The sequence below is a fragment of the Shewanella sp. NKUCC01_JLK genome, assembly GCF_019345615.1.
Taxonomy (GTDB): Bacteria; Pseudomonadota; Gammaproteobacteria; order Enterobacterales; family Shewanellaceae; genus Shewanella; species Shewanella oncorhynchi.
On sequence record NZ_JAHKRD010000018.1, the window covers coordinates 123,238 to 130,410 of the forward strand.

Sequence of the window (7,173 nt, forward strand, 5' to 3'; positions counted from 1 at the left end):
ACATGGCCTTGAAAGATGCAATGCCTTCAGTACTACTTGAAAATGTAGTCAGTTTAATTCACGCTAAAGTCCCTAATTCACAAGCCAAGCAAGTTGAACAGTTCGCCACCTGCCTTTATGCCCACATGTCGAAAGACGATCTCAATGCGCGTAATGACAGTGATTTATACGGTGCGGTTCTCAGTTTATGGAACGCCCTGAACAAAACACCAAAAGGTAACACTCATCTGAGAGTGTTCAATCCTAGCCAAGCCAAACACGGCTGGCAATCTACTCACTCGATCATTGAAGTTATCCAACCTGACATGCCATTCTTGGTCGATTCAGTTGGTATGGCATTGAATCGTATGGGTATTACTGCTCACATGATGTTGCACACTCCACTGGCCATTGAGCGTTCAGAAAGTGGTGTGACGAATGTCACTTATCTTAATCAGAGCCCTGAAAGCACTGAGCATGTCGCCGTATTTTTGATTGAAATTGACCGTCAAAGCAGCACGGTTGATATCAAAGCATTAGAGCGCGAAATTCAGTCTGTGCTTGCCGATGTCGCTTCATCAGTCAACGACTGGGAAGTCATGTCTGCCAAGTTGGCTGAGATGATCAAGGAATTGCCAAAACGTCCGTTCCCGGGCGATAAGCAAGAGTTAGAAGAAGCGATTAACTTCCTGACTTACTTGAATAATCATCACTTTACGCTATTAGGTTACCGTCAATACGATTTGAAACGTGTCGAAGGTGACGTTGAGTTAGTGCCTAATATCGCCTCTAGTTTAGGTTTGATGAACAAGCACACTAAAGCGCAACCTGAGCAAGGTTTGTTGTTATCTAGCTTCTCCGATAGTGCCCGCAAAGAAGCCTTAGATCACAGCTTACTGATCCTCACTAAGAGCAGCGCTAAGAGCCGCGTGCATCGCCCAGCTTATGTCGATTATATCGGTATTAAGCGTTTCGATAAGAAAGGCAATGTGATTGGCGAAGATAGATTTATCGGTTTATATGCGTCAAACCTGTATAACCGCAGTCCACGTGAAATCCCACTGCTGAATGAAAAAGTGCAGCGTGTGTTAGATCGTTCAGGCTTGACCCCACGTTCACACGACTATAAAGCCCTGCTAAACATCCTTGAGAATTTACCTCGTGACGAGCTAATTCAAGCCAATGTTGATGATTTATCGCACATGGCCCATGGCGTGTTAGAAATGCAAGACAGAGACAAGCTGAAACTCTTTGTACGCAAAGATGGCTTTGGCCGTTTCTTATCCTGTTTAGTGTACGTTTCTAAGGATCGTTACAACACTAAACTCCGCCAAGATACTCAACGTATTCTGGCCCAGCACTTTAACAGCAAAGAAGATGTAGAGTTTACGACTTATTTCTCCGAGTCGACGCTAGCCCGCACTCACTACATAGTCAAAGTTGATAACAATAATATGGATGTAGATGTGGCTGCCATAGAGAACAACTTAATAGAAGCGGCACGTTCGTGGGAAGATAAGTTAAGCACTGCGCTTAACAGTGCACTCGGCGAAGAAGCTGGCACTCATCTGACTAAGCGTTATTTCAATGCGTTTGAGCAAAGCTATAAAGAAGACGTATTGCCAAGTTCTGCCGTCGTCGACATGCAACAGCTCGAAGCACTGGATGATGAACACAAGCTCGGCATGTTGTTCTATCAACCGCAGGAAGCGGCGCTGAACGACAACAAAGTGCGTTTAAAGCTATTCCATAAAGATGAGCCTATTCATCTTTCTGATGTGCTTCCAATGCTCGAAAACTTTGGTCTGCGCGTGATCAACGAGCGTCCATATGAAGTTACGACTTCAGACGGTTCTACCTTCTGGATCTTAGACTTCTTGATGACAGTTAAAGTCGTCAACACAGATAACATCGCTGATAGCCAAGACAGATTCCAAACTGCACTGTCACAAGTGTGGCAAAAGAAGTTAGAAGATGACGGCTTCAACCGCATTATTCTGGCGTCAGGTTTAACCGGTCGTGAAGTCTCTGTATTGCGCGCGTATGCGAAATACATGCGTCAAATCGATGCGACTTTCAGTCAGTCATATATTGAAGAAACCTTCGGTCGTTACCCACAAATCGCTGATTTGTTGGTGAAGATGTTCATCCGTAAATTTAACCCTAAACTGAAAACTCGTACCCTGGGCAAGTTTTTGGAGCAGATCAATTTACGTTTAGACGAAGTGTCTAGCTTAGATGATGACCGTATTATTCGTCGTTATTTAGACTTGATTAACGCCACTCTGCGTACCAACTTCTACCAACTGGATGCCAAAGGCGAATCTAAGAGTTATATCTCGTTTAAATTCATGCCTTCACTGATCCCTGAAATGCCACGTCCACTGCCGAAATTCGAAATATTCGTTTATTCGCCACGGGTTGAAGGTGTGCATTTACGTTACGGTAAAGTGGCTCGTGGTGGTCTGCGTTGGTCAGATCGTCGTGAAGACTTCCGTACCGAAGTATTGGGTTTGGTAAAAGCACAGCAAGTGAAAAACACTGTGATTGTGCCTGTGGGTGCTAAAGGTGGCTTTGTTTGTAAACAATTGCCAACTGAAGGCGGCCGTGAAGCTTTCTTCACCGAAGGTCAAGAATGTTACCGCATCTTTATCCGTGCATTGCTCGATATTACCGATAACATTTTGAACGGTGAAATCGTCCATCCATTGGATGTGGTTCGTCACGATGAAGATGACCCCTATTTAGTGGTAGCAGCCGATAAAGGCACAGCGACTTTCTCTGATATCGCGAACTCGATTTCCCTCGAATACCGCTTCTGGCTCGGTGATGCATTCGCATCGGGTGGCAGCAACGGTTATGACCATAAGAAAATGGGTATCACGGCCAAAGGCGGCTGGGAATCGGTTAAGCGTCATTTCCGCGAAGTCGGTATTGATTGCCAAACTACAGACTTTACCTGTTTAGGTATAGGTGACATGGCGGGCGACGTATTCGGTAACGGTATGTTGTTGTCTAAGCACACTAAACTGGTTGCAGCCTTTAACCACATGCATATCTTTATCGATCCAAATCCGGATACGGCATTAAGTTATGATGAACGGGCGCGTTTATTCGCTCTGCCACGTTCAAGCTGGGAAGACTACAGCAGCAAGTTGATTTCTAAAGGTGGCGGTATTTTCCTCCGTTCATCTAAATCAATTCCATTATCGGCAGAGATGAAGCAAATGTTGGCCACAGAGAAAACCTCTATGACCCCAACTGAGCTGATGAAAGAACTGTTGAAAATGCCAGTGGATTTGATCTGGAACGGCGGTATCGGTACGTATGTGAAATCTTCACGTGAAACCCACGCTGAAGTCGGCGATCGTGCCAACGATGCTCTACGTGTCAACGGTGGCGAACTGCGCGCTAAGATAGTCGGCGAGGGCGGTAACTTAGGTTGTACTCAGTTAGGTCGTATTGAATATGCGTCTAATGGCGGTCGCATCAACACTGACTTCGTGGATAACGTTGGTGGTGTGGACTGTTCAGACAACGAAGTGAACATCAAGATTTTGCTGAACGCTATGGTGACTGAAGGTGAACTGACGCTTAAGCAGCGTAACCGTTTACTGGAAGAAATGACTGAAGAAGTCGGCCAAATCGTACTACAAGACTGTAAAGATCAAACTCGTACTATCTCTGTGACTCAAGTGCGCGGTGCTGAGCAGTTAAAAGAGCAGATCCGCTTTATCCAGTACCTGGAAAAAGAAGGCAAGTTAGACAGAGCGTTAGAGTTCTTACCGTCTGACGATGAGCTAGCTGAACGTTTAGCCAGTGGTCGTGCATTAACGCGCCCAGAGCTATCAGTATTGGTTGCTTATGCGAAAATGGTACTGAAAGAGCAATTAGTGACGCCAGAAATCACTGAAGATACTCTGTTAAGCCAACTGCTTATCGCGTATTTCCCGAAAAAACTTCAGGAAAAATACAGCGACAAAATGGCAACCCATCCACTGCGTGGCGAAATCATTGCGACCTCACTCGCCAATGAACTCGTCAACGACATGGGCTTGAATTTTGTTCAACGTATGCAAGATGAGACTGGTGCCTCAGTTGCCGACGCGGCAATTTGTTACACTATGGCTCGCGAAGTATTTGGTTTAGCTGAATTAACTAAATCGATCACTGACTTAAACGGCATAGTTCCGGCTGTGGTTCAAGGTGAAATGCTGCATCAGTTACGCCGCAATATGCGTCGTGCTAGCCGCTGGTTCCTCCGTCACCGTAACCGCTCTTGGAGCATCGAACAAACCGTTGCCTTCTTCAAACCAGTATTTGAACAAATTAAAGATAATGTTCATTTATATCTGGTAGAAGAAGAAGCGAAGGGTATCCAATCTGAGATCAATGCTTTGGTCAAAGAAAACGTACCACAAGCTGTGGCAACCATTGTGGCTAACATGAGCACCTTGTTCTCTGCCTTAGACATTGCCCAAATTGCGCAAACAGAAGATAAGACAGTGGCATTAGTGGCTGAAACTTACTTCAAACTCGGCGCCCGCGTTGAGCTGCACTGGTTCTTAGAACAGATCAGCGCTCAACCTGTAGCGAACCATTGGCAAGCACTGGCTCGTGCCGCCTTTAGGGAAGAGTTAGATTGGCAACAACGTGCATTAAGTTCAGTTGTCTTAAGAACCTGCAGTGCAACCTGTGATGCCGAAAGTGTGATTTCTCAGTGGATTGAGATAAATCAAGGCTTATTGGAAAGATGGTTCCATATGCTAGCTGACTTTAAAACGTCGCAAATCCATGAGTTTGCTAAGTTCTCTGTCGCCCTACGTGAACTTAACCTTCTGATCCTTCATTGCGAAGGCCAAAAGTAAACTTATTATAACAATCAGAAGCCCTGGCGATCGCCGGGGCTTTTTTTAGGTCGAGGAAAGTACATGTTTTATAAAATCGCACAGAAAGTCATGTTTCAGATGGATCCTGAGCGAGCTCACCATCTTGCTATAGGCAGTTTAAAAATGACCGCCAATAGCCGGTTAACGTGTCTATATGGACAAACGATTGCACCCGCTCCTGTCAGCTTTATGGGGTTGACCTTTCCTAACCCAGTGGGACTCGCTGCCGGTATGGACAAGGACGGCGAATCGATTGATGCCTTTCATGCGATGGGATTTGGTCATATTGAAGTGGGTACAGTTACCCCAAGACCACAGCCTGGTAACGATTTACCCCGTCTATTTAGATTAAAGCCTGCCAAAGGCATCATTAATCGCATGGGGTTTAATAATAAGGGTGTCGATAATCTGGTCAAAAATTTGATCGCTAAAAAGACCGATATTATGGTTGGCGTTAATATTGGCAAAAATAAAGACACGCCAGTAGAACAAGGTAAAGACGATTATTTGATCTGCATGGATAAAGTTTATCTCCATGCGGCTTATATTGCGGTGAATATTTCATCACCCAATACCCCAGGATTACGATCGCTACAATATGGCGATCTATTAGATGAATTATTGAGCGCAATTAAAGCCAAGCAACTTGAGCTGGCCGAAAAGCATAAAAAATACGTGCCCATCGCGCTTAAAATTGCTCCAGATTTAACCATCGAAGAAATTGAAAATATCGCGCAAGCTTTGATTAAAAACAAATTTGATGGCGCAATTGCGACCAATACTACTTTAACACGTGATGGTGTTAGCGGTCTTGCCAACGCCAATGAAAGCGGCGGCTTAAGTGGCAAACCTTTAACTGAGCTGTCTACTAAAGTGATTAAGCAATTGGCAATTTGGCAGATCCCGATCATCGGTGTGGGCGGTATTAATAGCGCTGAAGATGCCTTAGCCAAATTCGATGCGGGCGCCACTATGGTTCAGATTTATTCGGGTTTTATTTATCAAGGTCCGAAGTTAATTAAAGAAATAGTGAATGCATACCGCTTGAAATAATGATCTTAGGATTAAGATAACGATCTAAAATAAGATCTTATTCTTTAACAGCGATCTAAAATGATCCTTAGATCGCTGTTAAGATCTTACAATAGAACGACTAAGTAACTGTTAAATAATTTGTATTTTATTATTTTTATTTTGATATTGGATAAAATATCTACTATTATGTCCCAGTGTTCAAATATTGGGTCACCGTTATGTTATTAATGCCGCAAAAAGATTGGCAATGGAAATATAACGATTCGTATGGTGTATTAGGCGTATCGTTAGGTTCCGAGATAGAATTTCTGACGTCTTATAAAGCAAAATTACTCATTCCAGATGCCTTATCAAGCATGGAATTTAATATTGCGCACGCCAAATTCTATATGAACTTACTCGATAGATTGCCTAAAACCCTGTCTTTGTCCGATGCCGCTATTGTTCAAATTGCGCTCAATGCCACCGCAGCCCATTTTATGCTGACACCGCAAATGCCTAAATCATGGTTTTTTGATACCAGTGATGTCTGTGTTTATAGCGATGTAGGTAAAGTCTTTGAACTTAAATGCCAAAAGCAAAGGGCACTCGTGCTTGTGGTTGAAAACACCCTGCAATCGGCCTTAGTGATGTTATTATCGCCCGAATGTGTTTTATCCGGTGCTAAAACTATGGTGCAGTTTGAAACCATCAAAGTGATGCATAATCGCTTACACCCCCTACGTGCGCAGCGCCACGTGGTTGCGGCATAGCGTAGTTGTAGATCAATAGTCATTATTGGTTTTTGATATCTATTATTAGCCGATAATTCGCTTAAATCTCCATAGCATTAGTGCGCTATCCGTACTCTTTTCTGCTAAGAAAGCTTTTATCTAAAATTAGTCACGTGACTCTTCAACACCTTTCTATCGAATGCTACCCAACGATAATTTGTGAGTCTTATTACTCTAAACTCGGCTCAGCTTTTTCTATCAAATAGAAGGAGAGTGACGAGGCAAAGGCTAAAAAGAACACAGATCGCAATATTCCGTCATGGATTGCAAGCATTTTAAAGTGAATTTATTCCTTATTGATAATAAGCTCATTTGATCCACATAGATCGGTTTGCCATGGCATTTACTCGGCGACTCGCAGCTAGTCCATCCGTGGATGCTCGACCCTGAAGAATCCCCTGATGATTTACATATAAATCATTAGATTGGAGTGAACTTACACCTTGAAGTGTGATCTGATGGAAGTGCGAACAAACATCAATCACAGGGCTTCAAGG

General features: G+C 43.7%; 3 protein-coding genes. All 3 read left to right on the plus strand.

Annotated elements, in window-relative coordinates; all coding sequences use genetic code 11:
* Positions 1-2: 2 nt before the first annotated feature.
* The 3 genes from KO537_RS18430 (at position 3) to KO537_RS18440 (ending at position 6,655) form a co-directional block, all read left to right on the plus strand.
* On the plus strand, positions 3-4,847 hold the full coding sequence (locus KO537_RS18430) for an NAD-glutamate dehydrogenase (RefSeq protein WP_173244568.1): 4,845 nt from the start codon (positions 3-5) through the stop codon (positions 4,845-4,847).
* A gap of 63 nt (positions 4,848-4,910) precedes the next feature.
* A complete protein-coding gene (gene pyrD, locus KO537_RS18435; protein WP_219235246.1) occupies positions 4,911-5,921 on the plus strand; it encodes a quinone-dependent dihydroorotate dehydrogenase in 1,011 nt (336 codons plus the stop codon).
* Between the two features lie 200 nt (positions 5,922-6,121).
* Positions 6,122-6,655, plus strand: a complete 534-nt coding sequence (locus tag KO537_RS18440; RefSeq protein WP_173244574.1) for a cell division protein ZapC — start codon at positions 6,122-6,124, stop codon at positions 6,653-6,655.
* Positions 6,656-7,173 lie beyond the last annotated feature (518 nt).

What these genes read in the sequence shown, in the direction of transcription:
- KO537_RS18430 (WP_173244568.1), top strand. Translation starts at nt 3, where the DNA reads ATGGCCTTGAAAGATGCAATGCCTTCAGTACTACTTGAAAATGTAGTC.
- pyrD (WP_219235246.1), top strand. Translation starts at nt 4,911, where the DNA reads ATGTTTTATAAAATCGCACAGAAAGTCATGTTTCAGATGGATCCTGAG.
- KO537_RS18440 (WP_173244574.1), top strand. Translation starts at nt 6,122, where the DNA reads ATGTTATTAATGCCGCAAAAAGATTGGCAATGGAAATATAACGATTCG.